The organism is Streptomyces racemochromogenes, from assembly GCF_044129415.1.
In the GTDB taxonomy this organism is placed as follows: domain Bacteria; phylum Actinomycetota; class Actinomycetes; order Streptomycetales; family Streptomycetaceae; genus Streptomyces; species Streptomyces racemochromogenes_A.
The window spans coordinates 1-15,851 of record NZ_JBBDHD010000143.1 but is presented as its reverse complement, the minus strand read 5'-3'; the positions used below and the strand labels follow the sequence as shown (position 1 = coordinate 15,851).

Genomic DNA, 15,851 nt, shown 5'->3' with positions numbered 1-15,851 from the left:
CGGGTACTACGACTCCCCGGGGCCGCGGCGGGGCGTCTGGGTGGGGAGCAGGGCCAGCCGCGTGGGGCGGTGGGCGGGGCCCGCCGGGGGGGGGGGGGGCGCGCGGCGGCCGGCCCGGGCCCCCCCCCGCGGTGTACCCCGGGGTCGTCCGCCCTGCCGCGGATTGTCACGGTCCTGCCACAAGGGGCAGTTGAATGTGTTCAAAACCTTGTGGCGCAGGCCTAACCTGTCCCCTCCGCAACAGGGGAGGGACCGATGTCCGAGAAGGCCACCGACGACGCCGAGCAGGCGGAACGAGGCCGGCAGGCTGACCCGGGAGGGCCCGCGCGGGCTCCGTTCGCGCCACCCGCGCCCGGGTTGCCGGGTCACGATCCGGTCGACTGGCCGGCGTACCAACGGCAACTGAGGCAACGTCAGGCCCTTGAGGCGGCCGCCGCGAAGGCGGAGCGCTCCGTGTGGCGCCGCGTCCGGCCCGCCGAGGCCGCTCCCGTCCGCACCGCCACCCTGATGGCCGCCCTCGCCGCCGGGCTGACCGCCGCCGTCGTCCTCGGGGACGGCGTGGGCCCCGGGCTACTCCTCGCCGCCCTCCCCGCCATGGCGGCCGCGTACGCCTCGGCCCGCGCGGCCGGCCGCAAGGCCCGCCCCTGGAGCCTGGTGTGGGCCGCGGGCTGCGTGGCGCTGCTCGCGGTGCCGGCGCTGCGGGACTCCGCCTGGTTGTCCACGCCGGTGGTCCTCACCGCCGTCCTGTCGGCCGCCCTGGCCCTGCACGGCACACGCCGCTGGCCCGGGGTGCTGCTCAGCCCGCTCGGCTTGCTCGGCAGCGCCGTCACGGGCGTCGGCTGGGCCTGGGAGGGCGTCCGGGCGCGCGGCGGGGGAGTGGGCCGGGACCGCTGGCTGCCCCTGCTCAAGGGCGTCGTGGCGGCCGCGGCCCTGCTGCTGGTGTTCGGGGCGCTGTTCGCCTCCGCCGACGCGGCCTTCGCCGACCTGCTGGGCGGCCTGGTCCCCGACGTCCCCGTGGGGGAGGGGCCGCTGCGGATCCTGCTCTTCCTCGCCGGCACGGTCCTGGCCCTCGCCGCCGCCCGCAGCGCGGCCGCCCCGCACCGCTGGGACGCGGTCAAGTCCCGCCCGGGCACCGCCCGTTCGCGGCTGGAGTGGAGCCTGCCGCTGATCCTGCTGAACCTGCTCTTCGCCGGCTTCAACGCGGTACAGCTGGCCGTGCTGTTCGGCGGTTACGACAAGGTGCTGGAGAGCACCGGGCTCACCCATGCCGAGTACGCGCGCCAGGGCTTCTGGCAGCTGCTGTGGGCCACCCTCTTCGTCCTCGCGGTGATCGCCCTCGCCCTGCGCTGGGCCCCCCGGGGCACGGCCGGAGACCGGCGCCTGGTCCGGGCGGTGCTGGGAACGCTGTGCCTGCTGACCCTGGTCGTCGTCGCCTCCGCGGTGCGCCGGATGGACCTGTACGTCGAGGCGTACGGGCTGACCAGGCTGCGGCTGTCCGTGGTCGCCGCGGAGCTGTGGCTGGGCCTGGTGATCGTGCTGGTGATGGCGGCCGGGGTGGCCGGCGGACGCTGGCTGGCCCGCGCGGTGGTCGCCAGCGCGGCCGCCTCCGTACTCGCCTTCGGACTGCTCTCACCCGACGGGACCATCGCCGAGAGCGGTGTCACCCGCCACCGGCAGCACGGCCGGATCGACCTGGCCTACCTCCGCGGGCTCTCGGCCGACGCCGCCCCCGCCCTGGACCGGCTGCCCGAACCCCTGCGCTCCTGCGCCCTGATGGAGATCCGCGACGACCTCGGCCACGGCGGCGGCTCGCCCTGGTACGCGACCAGCCTCGGTGAGTACCGCGCCCGGGGGATCCTGCGCGAACGTCCCGTGACGGCGGACCGCGACACGTGCGTCCGCCTCGGCGCATACGGCAGCCGCCACGAGTAGGCCGCCCCGCGCCCGGCCGTTCCCGCCCCGGGCCGCAGGGACGGCCCCCTGCCCGATCCGGCCGCCGGACGGGACGGTCCGCCCGGGGGAGGGGCAAGGGGGCCACGGCCGGACCCCCCGGCACCGTCCGGCAGGCCCGTGGGCCGGTCCGCACGGACGCCGCCGCGCTCACCGTCCGGTGGCGCGGGCGGCCGGGCGGCACCCGCCGGCCGAAGCCGGCGAGGAGCGGTCCCGGGCGGCTCCGTACCGGGGCGCCCCGTCCCGCAGGGCCGGTCCACGTCCGCGGCGCAGGCCTGAGCCGGTGCGGGCGGCTCTCGGCCGAGGAGGCGGCCCCCGCGCAGGTCGCTGCCAGAGACCCTCAGCCCGGTGGGCCGCACGTCCTCCGACAGGACGCGCAGCCGCTCCTCGGGGACGCGCCGGCGGCCCCCAGGGCGGCGGTGACGTCCGGTCCGTGCACCACACCGTGTCCGAGCACGGCCGGGCACTCGCCGCGCGGTGCGGGTTTCCCGGCGGCCCGACCGGTTCGCCCGGGGGCGCGGAGGGGCTGTCGGAGCCCCTGGGACAGGGGAGGACGGTGCGTCCCATTCTGCGCGGGCCGCAGGCCCTCGAAGGGATCGGTTGGCTCCCGCCGCTCGGCTGCGACGGCGGCCTTGGCGCCGCGGCTGCACCGGTTCGCCCGGGGCACGGGGAGGGGCTGTCGGAGTCCCTGGGACAGGTGGGTGACGACCCCTCGCAGGCCGGCGCGTCCCGTCCTTCGAGCCGCAGGTCCTCGAAGGGATCGGCCCGGACGCCGCTGCCGGCCCCGCGACGTCGTCCTGTCCGCCGCTTGGATCCGGGCTGCCGGGTGTGCGGCGCGCGTTCCCCAGACGCTGCCCGTCCCGGCCGGCCCCGGCGGAACGTTTTCCCGGGTGAAACGCACCGCCGATCGGGTGAGCCGGGGGCGCCCGCCCTGTCGCCCCGCGGGGCCGGGCGGCTAGACAACGGGACTGTGATCAAGGAACTGTCCGGGTCCCGGCCGCGAGGGCACCGCGGTGCGGCGGCGGCCGCCGTCTGCGCGCTGCTGGCCGGCTGCACCGCCGCGCCCGCGGGGCGCGCCGCCGACCCGGACGAGGTGATCAAGGCCGCCACCCAGCGCCTCACCGACGCGTGCCTGACCCGCCGGGGGCTCGTCCCGCCCCGCAGCGGAGCGGCCCGGCCGTCGGGGACCGACGACGCGCGGGTCAGCGCGGCCCTCTTCGGCACGGGCCCGGCCGAGCTGTCCCTCACCCTGCCCACCGGCTACGTCGTACGCGCCCACACCGACGGCTGCCTCGCCGCCGCCCAGCAGCGGCTGTACGGGGACCAGCCCGGCTGGTTCCGCGCCTCGGTCGTCGTCAACAACCTGCGGCCCGAAGCCGACCACACCCACCGGGACCTCGCCGAGGTCCGGGCCCGGCACCGCGCCGAGATCGCCGACTGGGAGCGGCTGCGCGCCCACGCCCTCACCGAAGCCACGCACCTGCTCGAAGAAACCCCGCCACCGAAAGGAAACCCACCCGCATGAAGCGCTTCACCACCCTCCTCGCGGCCGCCCTGCTCACGACCGGCGCGGTGCTGGCCACCTCGGCCGCCGCCGAGGCGGCCGACTGCCGCAGCGGCTACTTCTGCGTCTGGACCGACGCGAACTTCGACGGCTTGAAGATCGAGCACAGCGGCGACGACCACTGGTGGGAGGGCGACATGTTCAAGCACGACTCCTCCTGGGCCAACCACGGCGTCTCCGGCCCGGGCGTGCCCGACCACGTCAAGGTGTACGAGGGCCGTGAGCTGCTGGGCCGGGTCACGCTCTGTCTGGCGCCCGGGCAGGAGGTGGGCTACAACGCCGGCGCCAACGACCAGGGCGGCTCCCACACATGGACCACCGGCTGCTGAGCCCCTCCGGCGGGGCCGCGCCGCCGGGTCCACCCGGTAGGCGGTGCCGTCGTGGGCCTGCGCGGACGGCCGCGCTGACGCCGCGGAACGCGTCGACGGCGATCTGGTATCCGCTCGCGTGCGGGAACGTCGCGTGCGGCGAGTCGGCCGTGCCGAGCGGGTGGGCCCCGGAGGCGGTCAGGACCAGGGTCCGGTGCCGGGCGGCGTCGGTCTCGTCCGCGACGACGCGGAACGTGTCCCCCTGCGTGTCGGTGACCGCGACCGGGCCGGGGCAGGAACCCGTCAGCGTGATGTCGACCACCAGCGCGTCCCCCTCGGTCACCGGATTCAGCACCGGCAGCACGCGTCGGTACCGGTGAGGCGCTCCTGTCCGGGGGTGACCCTGCCCGCCCATGAGGACGGCTCCTTCGCCGTACGGGCCGCTCCCGCCGCCGGCGCCCACAGCGAGGGGTGCGGGTGCGCGCCGGGGGACCGGCAGGTCCGCTCCTCCACGGGAGACCCGCCCGCGGCTCCGGCGGGGGAGCCCCCGCCCAGCGCCAGCACCGCGCCGGCCCCGAGCACCAGGGTCGCCACGTGCGTGGCGAGCCGCTGCCGCAGCGGCCGCCCCCGGACCCCCGGCACCCCACCCGGCTCCCCGACACCGGCCCCCGTCAGGGGGTGTGCCCGGTGTCGTCGGGGCGGAGGGCGGAGCGGACGCCGGTGACGACGACGGCGATCAGGCAGAGGGCGATGACGGTCTCGGCCCACAGGAAGGCGAACCAGTCCACCACGCAGCCGATCGGCGGTGAGCCGGGAGCGGTGTTGCGGAAGGCCGAGAGGGCGAACAGGGTGGCGGCCATCCAGGACAGGGCCGGCCAGACCAGGCCCTCGCCCCGCGTCATCAGGTACCACGTTCCGATGATCACCGACGCGGCCAGCGCCCACATCACCACCATCATGAACCCCGCGAAGACGAGCAGGCTGCCGGAACGGGCCACCGACAGCCCGAAGACGGCCTCCTGCCGGGAGGAGAGGGGGTCGGCGGTGACCGAGAAGAGCGGGTCGTTGTTGGAGAACAGCAGCCGCACCGGCACCTGCCGGTCCCCCAGTACGGCCCGGAACTCCACGTCGGTCTCGTAGGTGTCGAACGGGTAGTCGCCGATCGACCCGCCCGTGAGGGCGACCTGCACGTCCCGGGTCGTGAGCCGTTCGTGTGCCTTGAACGCCAGATCGCCCAGCGTCGCCGCGGAGGTCTGGAGGACGAGGGCGGCCACCGGGGCGCTCGCGTCCTCCTCGCCGAGGCCGCCGCGCGGGACGACCCGGACCCGGAGCACCAGCTCCCGGGCGGAGGCGTCGACCCGCTGGACGGTGGCCACCACGTCCACCCGGTCGGCGGCGGTGGAACCGACGGTGTGGACCGTGTCGCCGGCCTGCCGCTCCGCGTACTGAAGCCACGACCCGACGCCCACCGCGGCCACGATCAGGACCGCGATGGGGATCAGGACCGGCAGGAGCGAGGTCCTGGAGCGGCGCGGCCGGGGCGCGTCCCGGGTGGGGGGCATGGTGACTCCGGCGGAGGAGGAGCGGAACGGGTTGGCCCGGCCAGCGAAACGCTTCCCCCGCGTCGCCGCCACCCGAGCCGTCCGGGTGGTGGCGGCGCGGCGCGTCCCATCGAGCCACCCGCCCCGGTCCGGCCGTCGGACGCCGGGAAACCCGACCCCGCCAGGCGCAATGATGCATTGGCCACACATCTGATCGGATACGTCCGTGCCTGCTGGGGCCGGGACGCACCCGAGGTATCCGTACAAGAGCCGCGATCCGGCTGATTCCGCTCTTCAACCCCCCGCCCCGCTTGGGAACGATGGGTTCCACGACTCCCAGGCCGCCGCCACGAGCGGTCGGCATCCTGGCTGCCGAAACAAGAGGGGAAACGCATGGCACCGCGCAGGATCCTGGCGATGACGACCGTTACCGCGGCACTGATCGCGGGCCCGGTACTGACCGCCCAGGCCTCGACCTCACCCCAGAGCACCTTCACCCGGCAGGCCCGCGCCGCGGGACTGTCCGCCGCGCAGGCGGCCGCACTCCAGCAGCGGGTCGACTCCGTCCTCGCGTCCGACCCGCAGGCGCGCCAGACCTCCGCGAACAAGCTCTCCATCGCCGGCGGCGACCTGGTCCTCAGGGCCCCCGGCCAGAGCGAGACGCGGGACCTGGCCGCCCCCGGCCAGGCGCTGGACTGCGCCAACGGGCACCTGTGCATCAGGGACGGGCTCGGCAACAACTACGACTACTACTACTGCGGCTACTACGACTTCGGCGGTGTCGGCGACGGCACGTTCAACAACAACCAGAGCTCGGGCACCCGGGCCCGTTTCTACAACCAGAACGGCAGCGAGCGCTGGTCCAACGTGGCCAAGGACAGCGGCACGGCCTCCTGGACCCCGGTCTACCACATCCGCCCCTGCTGACCTCCTCCCCGGGCCGCCCGGCCGCGCCCCCGCAGGGGGTCGGCCCGGGCGGCCTCCGGGTGTGCCGGGGCCGCGTCCGGCGTCAGCGCGGGATCACCCAGTCCGGCATCCAGGTCCCGTCGTCGGTGTCCCCTCCGACCGCCACACCGGCGAGATGTGCCCGAAGGGACGCCAGCCCCGGGTGCGGGTTGCCGCGGCGCCAGAGCAGCGCGTGCGGGTAGACCGGTGTCGGACCGGTCACCGGGATGCGGCGCAGACCGTGGCCGGCCGGCCAGACGAGCCGGGTTCCCCCGCCCATGAAGGTGGCCAGGGCCGGGGTGTCGGCGATCGTGTCGAGGAGCGCGTCGGAGCCGAAGTTGGGCCCCGTCGCCTCCAGGGTGAGCCCGAACCGGGCGACCAGGTCGTCGTAGTAGGCGGTCCACTCGGTGCCGGGCACCACCCCGGGCATCCAGATCCGGTGCCCTGCCAGTTCGGCGAGCGTGACCGACCGGGCGCCCGCCAGCGCGTGGGCGGGACCGGTGAGGAGCTGGAGCGGCTCGTCGAGCACCCGTACCGCCTCCACGTCCTCCGGGAGCGGCCGGCCGGGCGCGGTGACGGCCCGGAAGGACGCGTCGATCGCACCGGAGCGGATGGCGGCCACGGCCGCGTCGATCTCGACCAGCATCACCACGTCGAGCTCGACCTCGGGGTGCGCGCGGTGGAACTCGCGCATCAGGCCCGTCACCGCTCCGCGCGAGTTGATCACGTCGACGCGCAGCGGGCGGCGGTCCGCACGGACGGCCGCGACCGCCCGCTCGGCGGTGCGCAGCAGTTCGCGGGCGTGGGGCAGGAAGGCCTGCCCGTCGATGGTCAGTTCGGCGCCGCGCGGGGTACGGGTGAACAGCCGCACCCCGAGGGCCCGCTCCAGCGCGGCGACGCGCTTGGAGACGGCCTGCTGGGTGACCCCCAGCTCGGCGGCCGCCTCCTGGAACCGCCCCGCGTCGGCGGCGGCGACGAAGGTCCGGACGGTGTCGAGGTCCATGGACCCACCCTAGGGCCACAACCGGCAGTTGTGACCGGTGCCCCTCCGGTTGTTTGATCCCGGGCCACGGCTCCCGCTTTGATGCTGCCGCACACCGATCGGTTGTGCGGACGGGAGCGGGGGCGTGCGGTGACGGACACGAAGAGCGGCGGGCTGCGGGGGCCGGGAAGGCCGCGCCGGCAGCGGCCGGGGCGTCCGTTCGGGTGGCTGTGGGGAGCGTACGGGACCAGCGCCCTCGGCACCTGGCTCGCCTTCGGAGCGTTCCCCCTGATCGCCGTCCGGGTGCTGCACGCCGGGCCGGCCGAGGTCGCCGCGCTCGCCTGCGCCGGAGCCGCGGTGGGCGCGGCCGCGGCGGTGCCGCTCGGGCCGTGGGTGGAGTTCCGGCGCAAGCGGCCGGTGCTGATCGCGACGGACCTGGTGCGGTGCGCGGCCCTGCTGACGGTCCCCGCCGGGTACGCGCTCGGAGTCCTCACCTTCCTCCAGCTCCTGCTGGTGTCCGTGGTCGTCGCGGCGGCCGACATCACCTTCCGCACCGCCTCCGGCGCCTACCTGAAGAACCTGCTCCCGGCCGGGGACCTGCTCGTCGCCAACGCCCGGTTCGAGTCCACCACCTGGACGACCACCATCGTCGGGCCGCCGCTCGGCGGCTTGGTGACCGGTCTCCTCGGCCCCGTGGCGACGGTGGTGGCGGACGCGGCCGGCTACCTGCTCTCCGCCCTGTGCCTGGGCGCGATGGGCGGCCACGAACCGCCGCCCCCGCCCCGGGAGGGCGGGCGCCCGCGGGCCCGGGACCTCCTCGACGGCTGGCGCCACCTGCTCGCCGACACCGCCCTGCGCCCCCTGTTCCTCAACGCCGCCCTGTTCAACGGCCTGGTGATGGCCACCTCGCCGCTGCTGGCCGTCCTGATGCTCGGCCGCCTGGGGTTCGAGCCCTGGCAGTACGGCCTCGCCTTCGCCGCGCCCTCGCTCGGCGGGCTCCTCGGCGCGCGGCTGGCCCGCCCGCTGGTCACCCGGTACGGGGAGCACCGGGTCCTGACCCTGTCCGGGTCGCTGCGCGCGCTGTGGTCCGTGGGCCTGGCCTTCGTGGGGCCGGGCACCGGCGGTCTGCTGCTGGTCATGGGCGTCGAATGCGGGCTCATCCTCTGCTGCGGGGTCTTCAACCCCGTCAGCGCCGCCTACCGCCTCCGGCGCACCCCGTCCGAGCGCGTCGCCCGTACGCTCTCCGCCTGGTCGGTGACGACGAAGGCCGCCACGGCCCTGTTCACCGCCGTCTGGGGCGTCCTGGGCACCCTCCTCGGCCCGCGTCCGGCCATCGCCCTGGCCGGCGTGTTCCTGCTGGCCACCCCCCTGCTGCTGCCACGCCGGGACCCCGCCCCGGAGGCGTCCGGTCCCGCCCCGGCGGGGGCGGGCGGCCCGAGCGGGGACGGGCGGGGCCGCCCGTAGCGCGCCGCCGCGGGGCGCTGCTCAGGGACGGGGCACCGGACCGGACGGGGCGGGCAGGGAGGGGGAGGGGGAGCCGGGGGCGGCGGGGAGCTGTTCGGCCGCGTGGGCGATGTTGCGGGCCATGCCGCCGAAGACCACCGCGTGGAAGGGGCTGACGGCCCACCAGTACATGTGGCCGAGCAGGCCGCGCGGGTGGAAGAGGGCGCGCTGCCGGTAGTGCGAGCGGCCCTCGTGGACCGGGTCGGGTTCGGCGTACATCTCCAGCCAGGCCAGCCCCGGCACCCGCATCTCGGCGCGCAGCCGCAGCAGCCGGCCCGGCTCGATCTCCTCGACGCGCCAGAAGTCGAGGGCGTCGCCGACCCGCAGCCGGCTGGCGTCGCGGCGGCCCCGGCGGATACCGGCGCCGCCGACCAGCCGGTCCAGCCAGCCGCGCACCGCCCACGCCAGCGGGAAGGAGTACCAGCCGTTCTCCCCGCCGATGCCCTCCACCACCCGCCACAGCGCTTCCGGCGGTGCCGCCACCTCCGTGCCGCGGTCGTCGGTGTAGAGGCTGCCGCCCGCCCAGTCCGGGTCGGTGGGCAGGGGGTCGCTCGGTGCGCCGGGCAGGGACGCGGAGGACCACCGGGTGCTCACCCGGGCCTCGCGGACCCGCTCCAGGGCCAGGGCGAGGGCCCGGTCGAAGCCCAGCGGGGCGCCGGGCGGATCGGGCACCCAGCGGGTGATGTCGTGCTCCGCGCACACCACCTCGTGCCGCAGCGACTCCGCCAGCGGCCGGGCCAGCGCCCGCGGCACCGGGGTGACCAGGCCGATCCACAGGCTGGAGAGGCCCGGGCTGAGCATGGGCACGCGCAGGATCCGCCGCTGCGGGAGCCGGGCCACCTCCGCGTAGCGGTGCATCATCTCCTCGTACGTGAGGACGTCCGGTCCGCCGATGTCGAAGGCCCGGTTGACCTCGGGCGGCATCGCGGCGCTCCCGACGAGGTAGCGGAGCACGTCGCGCACCGCGATGGGCTGCACCCGGGTGCCCACCCAGCTCGGTGTGATCATGACGGGCAGCCGTTCCGTCAGGTAGCGCAGCATCTCGAACGAGGCCGAGCCCGAGCCGATGACCACGGCCGCCCGCAGGACCGTGCAGGGGACCCCGGAGGCCAGCAGGATGCGGCCCACCTCGGCCCGGGAGCGCAGGTGCGGGGAGAGCTCCTCGCAGGACGGTCCGGCCGGGGTGAGACCGCCCAGGTAGACGATGCGCCGTACACCCGCCCGCCGGGCCCGGTCGGCGAACAGGCGGGCGGCGGCCCGGTCGCGCTCCTCGAAGCCGGGACCGGCGCTGAGGGCGTGCACCAGGTAGTAGGCGACGTCCACCCCGCGCAGGGCCCGGTCCAGCGAGTCCCCGTCGGTGACGTCGCCGCGCGCCACCTCGACGCGTCCGGCCCAGGGGTGGTCGCGCAGCCGTTCGGGTGACCGGGCCAGCGCCCGGACCCGGTAGCCGGCGTTCAGGAGCTCGGGCACCAGCCGGCCGCCGATGTAGCCGGTCGCACCGGTCACCAGGCACAGACCACCCGTCACGGCCGGCACCTCCCGGGGCTTCGTCCGTCACCGGTCATGGCTGGCTCCCGTCCCTGTTGCGGTGGCGCGCGGGATGCAGCGCGCCTTCCGATCCGCCCCTCCGAGCCTGGACCCCGTACGGGCCGGGCGCAACGCCGCGCGGCCGGGGCCGCCGTACCCGGGCGCGCGGCGCCGGGTTACGGTGACCCTTTTCGAGGGGGGACACAGCGATGTCGCACAACGCGGGGTGGGGACAGCCCCACCCGGGATATCCCGGACAGCCCGTGCCGCCGTGGGGAGGGTGGGCGCCGCCCGCGCCGCAGCCGGGAGTCATCCCGCTCCGGCCGCTGCGGACGGGCGAGGTGCTGGGCGGGGCCTTCACCGCGTTCCGCCGCCACTGGAAGCCCCTGACCGGAGCCGTCCTCCTGGTCCAGGGCATCGGGATCCTGCTGGTCGCCGCGGCGATCGGGCTCGCCGCCATCGGAGTGCGGAACGAGTTCGCCGCCGTGTTCGACCTGCCGGCGGGGGAAACCCCCGCCGCGGGCGACGTGGCGGCCCTGCTCCTGTGGCTGGCACCGGTCGTGGTCCTGTTCACGGTCACCATGGTCCTGCTCACGGCGATGATCGGGGCCCTGTGCCCCGCCGTGATCCAGGAGGCGGTGCTCGGCCGCCCCGTGACGTTCTCGGCGCTGTGGCGGCGCTGCTGGTCGCGGCTGCCCGCCGTCCTCGGCGTCGTGCTGTGCGTGGGGCTGCTCACGGGCGGGCCGCTGCTGCTCCTCTACGCGGCCTGCGTCCTGCCGGCCCTCACGGCCGTGGCCCACGACGCGGCCCCGCCGGTCGGCGTGTTCCTGCTGCCGGTCGGGATGCTGCTGTGGATGCCCTTCGCGGTGTGGCTCACCGTCCGCTTCAGCCTGGCGCCCGCCGTCGCGGTGTGCGAGGGGCTCGGCCCGGTCGCGGCGATGCGGCGCTCCTCGCGGCTGGTCGAGGGTGCCTGGTGGCGCACGTGCGGCATCGGGGCCCTCGCCTACCTCCTGGCGGCGGTGGTCGGCTCCGTCGTCCAGCTGCCGTTCACCTTCATCGGCCTCTTCGCCCTCATCCCCGCCGTCACGGCGACGGGCGACGCGGCGCAGCCGAGCACGCTGGTGTTCGGCCTCATGGGCTACATGGCCTGCGTCCTGCTCGGCTCCGTCATCGGCTCCGTCCTCCAGCTCGGCTACTCCCAACTGGTCCTGGCCCTGCTCTACGTCGACCAGCGCATGCGCAAGGAGAACCTCGCCCAGGCCCTCATCGCCTCGGCCGCGGACTCCGCCGCCCCGGCTCCCCCGGGTGCATGATGAGGGGATGAGCGACCGCGAGGACTTCAGGCTCTGGGTCGAGACCGCCCTGTACCGGGCGGAGCGCGCGCTGCACGACGGTGACGCCGCGCAGCGCCGGGAGCTGTGGTCGCACGAGGAACCGGTGAGCGTCCTGGGGGCGTGGCGCAACGCCGTCGGACGGCGGGAGGTCGAGGAGCTCTTCTCCGCCCTGGAGGAGAGCTTCTCCGACTGCACGTCGTACGCCTTCGAACTCCAGGCGTACGACGTAGCCGGTGACATGGCCTACACGGCGGCGCTGGAGCACGTCTCCGCCTCCGTCGACGGCGAGCCGCGCACCTACACCCTGCGGGCCACCCAGGTGTACCGCAGGGAGGACGGCGAGTGGCGGGTGGCCCACCGCCACGGCGACACGGTGACCCCTGACGTCTGACGCCTGACCCCGCCCGCGTCGCGGACCGGCCGCCCGAGCGCCCCGCGCCGAGCCCCACGTCCTCGCGGGGGCCGGCCCCGCCGTAGCACATCCGGGCCGGGCGGAGGTGAAGCTCCGTCATGTCGGCCCCGGCCGGGGCCGTCCTGACTACCGTGGTGCGCACGGCCGGGCCAAGCGGCGGCCGGGGAGGAGCGGGCCCGATGGGGACCATGGTGGTGGGGTTCAGGCTCGGCTGCGACAGGAAGGGCCGGCAGGCGACGGTGGTGCTCACCCAGGCGGGCGTGCTGCACCACAGCGGCGGCCTCCTCGGCATGGAGGTGCGGCCCGCCCGGCCGCACGCGCCGGTCGGCCGGGATCCGCACCCGGTCCCGCGCCAGGCCGCGACGCTGCGCAAGCTGTACGCCGACCTCCACCATCAGGGCTACACGCGGGAGTTGATCACCCCGGCCTGCGTCCGCCTCGACACCGACGAGCACCCCCTCCACTCCCGCCCGTGGGGCGAGCACGCGCCGCGGGCGCATCCGGAGCTGATCGCCGAGTTCACGGGCGCGGCCCCCGCGGGCCCCGGGGTGCTGGAGGACGCCCTGAGCGACTTCTACGCCTCGATCGGCCTCGTCCCCCGCGCCGGGTCCGCCCTCCCGGCCGGCCGGGCCGGCGCGCCCCCGGCGGTCCGCGAGGCCCTGCGCAGCCTCGCCGAGGGGCGCACCCTCACCTCCCGGCCCCGGCGCGGAGCGGGCTGGACCGTCACGGGTACGGGCGTGCGCCTGAACGTCGGCCGCGTCGGCGAGACCCTCTCCCACCGCGAAGTGGCCGAACTCCAGGCCGCCCTGACGGCGTGGCTGCGCCACCAGCGGGGATCCGGAGCGGGGTCCGGGGCGAGGTGAGTACCGGGGGGAGCGCCGGGTAGGCGCGGACGTGCACGACGTCGGAACGCGGATGGTGAGGGTGTTGGAGCTGCGAGCGGTGGGCTGGGCCCATTCCTTTCCGGTGGCCGCGGGGGCCCGCGCGGCCCGGGTGTGGACCGCCGGGCACCTGGAGTCCCTGGACTGGGCCCGGGACGCCCCGGACACGGTGCACTCCGTCCTGCTCGCCGTGTCCGAGCTGGTGACGAACGCCCATGTGCACGCCGCGAGCACCGCGCATCTCGTGCTGACCTGGGACGGCCGCTGCCTGCACGTCAGCGTGGCGGACGCCGACCCGAACCTGCCACGGCCGCGGCGGTCCGACGAGCGGGCGACGTCCGGGCGCGGCCTGGCGATCGTCGCGGCCCTCGCCGACACCTGGGACGTGCACCCGGGCGAACACCGGAAGACGATCACGGCCTGTTTCCGGCCGCCCGGCGGGACGCAACACCGCGACGGGACGGACCTCCACGGGACGGAACGCCGCGACGGCCCGCCGTGAGGCGGGCCGTCCGCGTTGCGGGGAACGGAGGCGGGACTCAGTCCCGCAACAGCTCCTCGCGCAGGGCGCCCAGGGTGCGCGTGAGCAGGCGCGACACGTGCATCTGCGACATGCCGATCTCCTCACCGATCTGACGCTGCGTCATCTCCTGGCCGAAGCGCAACTCCAGGATGCGCGTGGTGCGTTCGTCCAGCTCCGACAGCAGGGGCGCGAGGGCGTGCAGGTCCTCGACGGCCTCCAGGGCGTGGTCGGTCTCGCCCAGGGTCTCGGCGAGCGTCTGCGCCGGTCCGGCGGACCCGGGCGCCGCCTCGCGGCCCTCGGCGGAGCCCACGGGGGCGTCGATGGACTGCGTGGTGTAGCCGTTCGCCGCGACCAGGCCCTGGCGGACCTCCTCCTCGTCCAGGTCCAGGTGCGCCGCCAGCTCGGCGGGGGTCGGCGCGCGGCCCGTCGCCGAGGTCAGGTCCTCGGTGGACCTGGCCAGCAGTGAGCGCAGCTCCTGGAGGCGGCGGGGAACCCGTACGGCCCAGGTGGTGTCGCGGAAGTGCCGCTTGATCTCGCCCGTGATGTACGGCAGGGCGAGGGTGGAGAACTGGGTGTTGCGGTCGAGTTCGTACCGGTCGATCGCCTTGATCAGGCCGATGATGCCGACCTGCACGATGTCCTCGTTCTCCGGTCCGCCGGGACGGTCCCGGAACGGGCGGGCCGCGAAGTTCACCAGGGAGATGTTCATCTCGATCAGCGTGTTGCGTACGTACTGGTACTCGCGGGTGCCCTCTTCCAGGCTCCTCAGCCGCTCGAAGAACACCCGCGTCAGCTGACGGGCCTCGACCGGGTCCACCTCCCGCGGGCACGGGACGTCCGGAAGGCCGTCGAGTCCGGGGGTCGCCGCGGCGGGTGTGGCCGCCGTGGCCGGCGTCGTGGGGGTCGTCACCTCGGCAGTAGCCGTCAGGGTCATCGTCTCCACTCCTTGAGCACGGGTGCTTGCGGTGCGTGGCTCGATCGTTCCGATCAGGTGGCTCGATCGTTCCGATCACATGGAAGTTCGGTTCCGCTCACCATGCACCCTGCCTGGAGAGCGGACACACGTCAAGCGATACAGGAAAAACATTTCGGGATTTGCCTTTCGTGGGTAAGGTCTCGAAAATGGCTGCGTGGAGAGCGAGCACCTGGGGTCCCGCCGGAACCGCTGGACCTTCCTGACCAACCACGCACGGGTTCTGATCGCCATCGCGCGGGACCCGGGAGTCCGCCTGCGCGACATCGCCGCGGTCTGCGGACTCACCGAACGCACCGTGCAGGCGATCGTCACCGACCTCCAGGCGGACGGGTACCTCACCCGCACCCGCGACGGCCGGCGCAACCGCTACGTCATCGCCCCCGGCGCGCGCTTCCGCCACCCGGCGGAGGCCGGCCGGGAGATCGCCGGCCTGCTGGCCTACCTCGCCGCACCGCAGGCCGTGCCCCTGCCCTCCGCGGACGGGCCGGCGGCCGCCGGACCCGCGGACCGGGAGCCCCAGGCCACCGCGTAGCGGCCGCACGGTGCTCGTCCCGCCGCGCGGCGGGACCGGGAAACCGGTGTGCGTCGATCCGCCGATCCGGGGCAGGCGAGCCGCATGGCGACCCTCCCTCCCGGCGCGAGCCGCCGGCGGTACCCCTCCGGAGCCGGCACGATTCCGCGCCAACTGCGCCGTCTCCTGCCCGTGTTGCCCCGGCCGGCCCGCCCGGCCCGCCACGGGCCCACCGCGGTCGCCCACCATGCGGCGCGCCCGAAACCCGGCCCCCGCCCCCGTACGGCGGCACCCGGCCGCGCGGCCCTCCTGGCCGCCGCGGCCGGTCTTCTCGGCCTGGGCGTCCGCGTACTGACCCGCCACGGAGAAAGGAACCCGCACCCGTGAACGACAACATCTGGGCCTACCACCTGACCGTCGCCCACTTCGAGGACCGGGACCTCACCGGCTACAAGGTGGAGGCCCTGGACGGCACCATCGGCAAGGTCGACAAGCACTCGTACGACACCGACGCGTCCTGGATCGTCGTGGACACCGGCCCCTGGATCTTCGGCAGGGAGGTGCTCCTGCCGGCCGGCACGATCACCCGGGTGGACACCGCCGAGGAGAAGGTCTACGTCGACCGGACCAGGGAACAGGTCAAGGACTCACCGGACTTCGTCAAGGAAAAGCACCTCGGCGACGCCGACTACCACCGGGAGGTCGGCGGCTACTGGGGCGACACCGTGCGCCGCCAGCAGCGCTGACGGGCACAGCGCGCGGAGGGCCGGGGGGGGGGGCGGCCGGCGGGCCCGCCGGGGGGGGGGGGGGCCCGGGTGGGGCGGGGGGGGGGGGGGGGCGGCGCGCGGGGGGGGGGGGGGGGGGGGGGGGGGGGGGGGGGGGGGGGGGGGGGGG

At 75.6% G+C, this 15,851-nt stretch carries 16 protein-coding genes; 11 read left to right on the top strand and 5 right to left on the bottom strand.

The features are described 5' to 3' along the window. The first annotated feature begins 255 nt into the window (after positions 1–255). From WDV06_RS32080 to WDV06_RS32070, 3 genes are all read left to right on the top strand, one after another. Positions 256–1,932, top strand: a complete 1,677-nt coding sequence (locus WDV06_RS32080) for a DUF4153 domain-containing protein (protein WP_395513326.1) — start codon at positions 256–258, stop codon at positions 1,930–1,932. Between the two features lie 991 nt (positions 1,933–2,923). Then, positions 2,924–3,475, top strand: a complete 552-nt coding sequence (locus WDV06_RS32075; RefSeq protein ID WP_395513328.1) for a hypothetical protein — start codon at positions 2,924–2,926, stop codon at positions 3,473–3,475. Beyond that, positions 3,472–3,843 carry a peptidase inhibitor family I36 protein gene (locus WDV06_RS32070; RefSeq protein WP_395513325.1) on the top strand — a complete coding sequence of 124 codons (372 nt, stop codon included), beginning with the start codon at positions 3,472–3,474 and terminating at the stop codon, positions 3,841–3,843. The genes WDV06_RS32075 and WDV06_RS32070 overlap by 4 nt, the downstream gene beginning before the upstream one ends. 327 nt (positions 3,844–4,170) lie before the next feature. Here the strand turns inward: WDV06_RS32070 and WDV06_RS32065 are convergent, their stop codons facing one another. After that, positions 4,171–4,464, bottom strand: a complete 294-nt coding sequence (locus WDV06_RS32065) for a hypothetical protein (RefSeq protein ID WP_395513324.1) — start codon at positions 4,462–4,464, stop codon at positions 4,171–4,173. A 29-nt stretch (positions 4,465–4,493) separates the two neighbouring features. Then, the gene (locus WDV06_RS32060) at positions 4,494–5,384 is read right to left on the bottom strand and encodes a DUF4436 family protein (protein ID WP_395513323.1); all 891 of its coding nucleotides are present in this window, start codon (positions 5,382–5,384) and stop codon (positions 4,494–4,496) included. Positions 5,385–5,780: 396 nt separating this feature from the next. On the opposite strand from WDV06_RS32060, the gene WDV06_RS32055 reads away from it, so the two are divergent. Further along, positions 5,781–6,290: a hypothetical protein gene (locus WDV06_RS32055; RefSeq protein WP_395513322.1), complete on the top strand. Its 510-nt coding sequence runs from the start codon at positions 5,781–5,783 to the stop codon at positions 6,288–6,290. Between the two features lie 82 nt (positions 6,291–6,372). Here the strand turns inward: WDV06_RS32055 and WDV06_RS32050 are convergent, their stop codons facing one another. Further along, a complete protein-coding gene (locus WDV06_RS32050; protein ID WP_395513321.1) occupies positions 6,373–7,311 on the bottom strand; it encodes a LysR family transcriptional regulator in 939 nt (312 codons plus the stop codon). 129 nt (positions 7,312–7,440) lie between these two features. On the opposite strand from WDV06_RS32050, the gene WDV06_RS32045 reads away from it, so the two are divergent. After that, positions 7,441–8,754: an MFS transporter gene (locus WDV06_RS32045; RefSeq protein ID WP_395513320.1), complete on the top strand. Its 1,314-nt coding sequence runs from the start codon at positions 7,441–7,443 to the stop codon at positions 8,752–8,754. Between the two features lie 21 nt (positions 8,755–8,775). On the opposite strand, the gene WDV06_RS32040 is transcribed toward WDV06_RS32045, so the two are convergent. Beyond that, on the bottom strand, positions 8,776–10,329 hold the full coding sequence (locus tag WDV06_RS32040; RefSeq protein ID WP_395513319.1) for an SDR family oxidoreductase: 1,554 nt from the start codon (positions 10,327–10,329) through the stop codon (positions 8,776–8,778). Between the two features lie 254 nt (positions 10,330–10,583). Here WDV06_RS32040 and WDV06_RS32035 point away from each other — a divergent pair, with 254 nt between their 5' ends. From WDV06_RS32035 to WDV06_RS32020, 4 genes are all read left to right on the top strand, one after another. Then, entirely contained in the window at positions 10,584–11,633 is a 1,050-nt protein-coding gene (locus tag WDV06_RS32035; RefSeq protein WP_395513318.1) for a hypothetical protein, read from the top strand. A gap of 7 nt (positions 11,634–11,640) precedes the next feature. Further along, complete coding sequence (locus WDV06_RS32030) at positions 11,641–12,045, top strand: YybH family protein (protein WP_395513317.1); 405 nt, start codon at positions 11,641–11,643, stop codon at positions 12,043–12,045. A gap of 200 nt (positions 12,046–12,245) precedes the next feature. After that, entirely contained in the window at positions 12,246–12,929 is a 684-nt protein-coding gene (locus WDV06_RS32025; RefSeq protein WP_395513316.1) for a hypothetical protein, read from the top strand. Positions 12,930–12,981: 52 nt separating this feature from the next. Continuing rightward, positions 12,982–13,449, top strand: a complete 468-nt coding sequence (locus tag WDV06_RS32020) for an ATP-binding protein (RefSeq protein ID WP_395513327.1) — start codon at positions 12,982–12,984, stop codon at positions 13,447–13,449. A 37-nt stretch (positions 13,450–13,486) separates the two neighbouring features. Here the strand turns inward: WDV06_RS32020 and WDV06_RS32015 are convergent, their stop codons facing one another. Further along, complete coding sequence (locus WDV06_RS32015) at positions 13,487–14,404, bottom strand: SigB/SigF/SigG family RNA polymerase sigma factor (RefSeq protein WP_395513315.1); 918 nt, start codon at positions 14,402–14,404, stop codon at positions 13,487–13,489. 196 nt (positions 14,405–14,600) lie between these two features. Here WDV06_RS32015 and WDV06_RS32010 point away from each other — a divergent pair, with 196 nt between their 5' ends. Then, positions 14,601–14,978 carry a helix-turn-helix transcriptional regulator gene (locus WDV06_RS32010; RefSeq protein WP_395513314.1) on the top strand — a complete coding sequence of 126 codons (378 nt, stop codon included), beginning with the start codon at positions 14,601–14,603 and terminating at the stop codon, positions 14,976–14,978. Between the two features lie 362 nt (positions 14,979–15,340). Next, complete coding sequence (locus WDV06_RS32005; RefSeq protein ID WP_395513313.1) at positions 15,341–15,703, top strand: PRC-barrel domain-containing protein; 363 nt, start codon at positions 15,341–15,343, stop codon at positions 15,701–15,703. Positions 15,704–15,851: the final 148 nt, after the last annotated feature.